Source organism: Bacillus sp. F9_6S_D1_P_5 (assembly GCF_054823925.1).
On record NZ_JBTREW010000056.1, the window covers coordinates 1 to 1,613 of the forward strand.

The 1,613-nt window shown below is 49.7% G+C and carries 1 rRNA gene; it reads left to right on the top strand.

The features are described 5' to 3' along the window. Window positions 1-56: 56 nt before the first annotated feature. Window positions 57-1,613, top strand: a 23S ribosomal RNA gene (locus tag ACUXEY_RS28075); the annotation flags it as partial.

Sequence of the window (1,613 nt, forward strand, 5' to 3'; positions counted from 1 at the left end):
GTATGTTCTTTGAAAACTAGATAACAGTGTAGCTCATATTTTTTAATTTTTAGTTTGGTTAAGTTAGAAAGGGCGCACGGTGGATGCCTTGACACTAGGAGTCGATGAAGGACGGGACTAACGCCGATATGCTTCGGGGAGCTGTAAGTAAGCTTTGATCCGAAGATTTCCGAATGGGGAAACCCACCATACGTAATGGTATGGTATCCTTATCTGAATACATAGGGTAAGGAAGACAGACCCAGGGAACTGAAACATCTAAGTACCTGGAGGAAGAGAAAGCAAATGCGATTTCCTGAGTAGCGGCGAGCGAAACGGAACATAGCCCAAACCAAGAGGCTTGCCTCTTGGGGTTGTAGGACATTCTATACGGAGTTACAAAGGAACGAGGTAGACGAAGCGACCTGGAAAGGTCCGTCGTAGAGGGTAACAACCCCGTAGTCGAAACTTCGTTCTCTCTTGAATGTATCCTGAGTACGGCGGAACACGTGAAATTCCGTCGGAATCTGGGAGGACCATCTCCCAAGGCTAAATACTCCCTAGTGATCGATAGTGAACCAGTACCGTGAGGGAAAGGTGAAAAGCACCCCGGAAGGGGAGTGAAAGAGATCCTGAAACCGTGTGCCTACAAATAGTCAGAGCCCGTTAATGGGTGATGGCGTGCCTTTTGTAGAATGAACCGGCGAGTTACGATCCCGTGCGAGGTTAAGCTGAAGAGGCGGAGCCGCAGCGAAAGCGAGTCTGAATAGGGCGTTTAGTACGTGGTCGTAGACCCGAAACCAGGTGATCTACCCATGTCCAGGGTGAAGTTCAGGTAACACTGAATGGAGGCCCGAACCCACGCACGTTGAAAAGTGCGGGGATGAGGTGTGGGTAGCGGAGAAATTCCAATCGAACCTGGAGATAGCTGGTTCTCCCCGAAATAGCTTTAGGGCTAGCCTTAAGTGTAAGAGTCTTGGAGGTAGAGCACTGATTGGACTAGGGGTCCTCATCGGATTACCGAATTCAGTCAAACTCCGAATGCCAATGACTTATCCTTAGGAGTCAGACTGCGAGTGATAAGATCCGTAGTCAAAAGGGAAACAGCCCAGACCGCCAGCTAAGGTCCCAAAGTGTGTATTAAGTGGAAAAGGATGTGGAGTTGCTTAGACAACTAGGATGTTGGCTTAGAAGCAGCCACCATTTAAAGAGTGCGTAATAGCTCACTAGTCGAGTGACTCTGCGCCGAAAATGTACCGGGGCTAAATACACCACCGAAGCTGCGGATTGATACCAATGGTATCAGTGGTAGGGGAGCGTTCTAAGGACAGTGAAGTCAGACCGTAAGGACTGGTGGAGTGCTTAGAAGTGAGAATGCCGGTATGAGTAGCGAAAGACGGGTGAGAATCCCGTCCACCGAATGCCTAAGGTTTCCTGAGGAAGGCTCGTCCGCTCAGGGTTAGTCAGGACCTAAGCCGAGGCCGACAGGCGTAGGCGATGGACAACAGGTTGATATTCCTGTACCACCTCTTTATCGTTTGAGCAATGGAGGGACGCAGAAGGATAGAAGAAGCGTGCGATTGGTTGTGCACGTCCAAGCAGTTAGGCTGATAAGTAGGCAAATCCGCTTATCG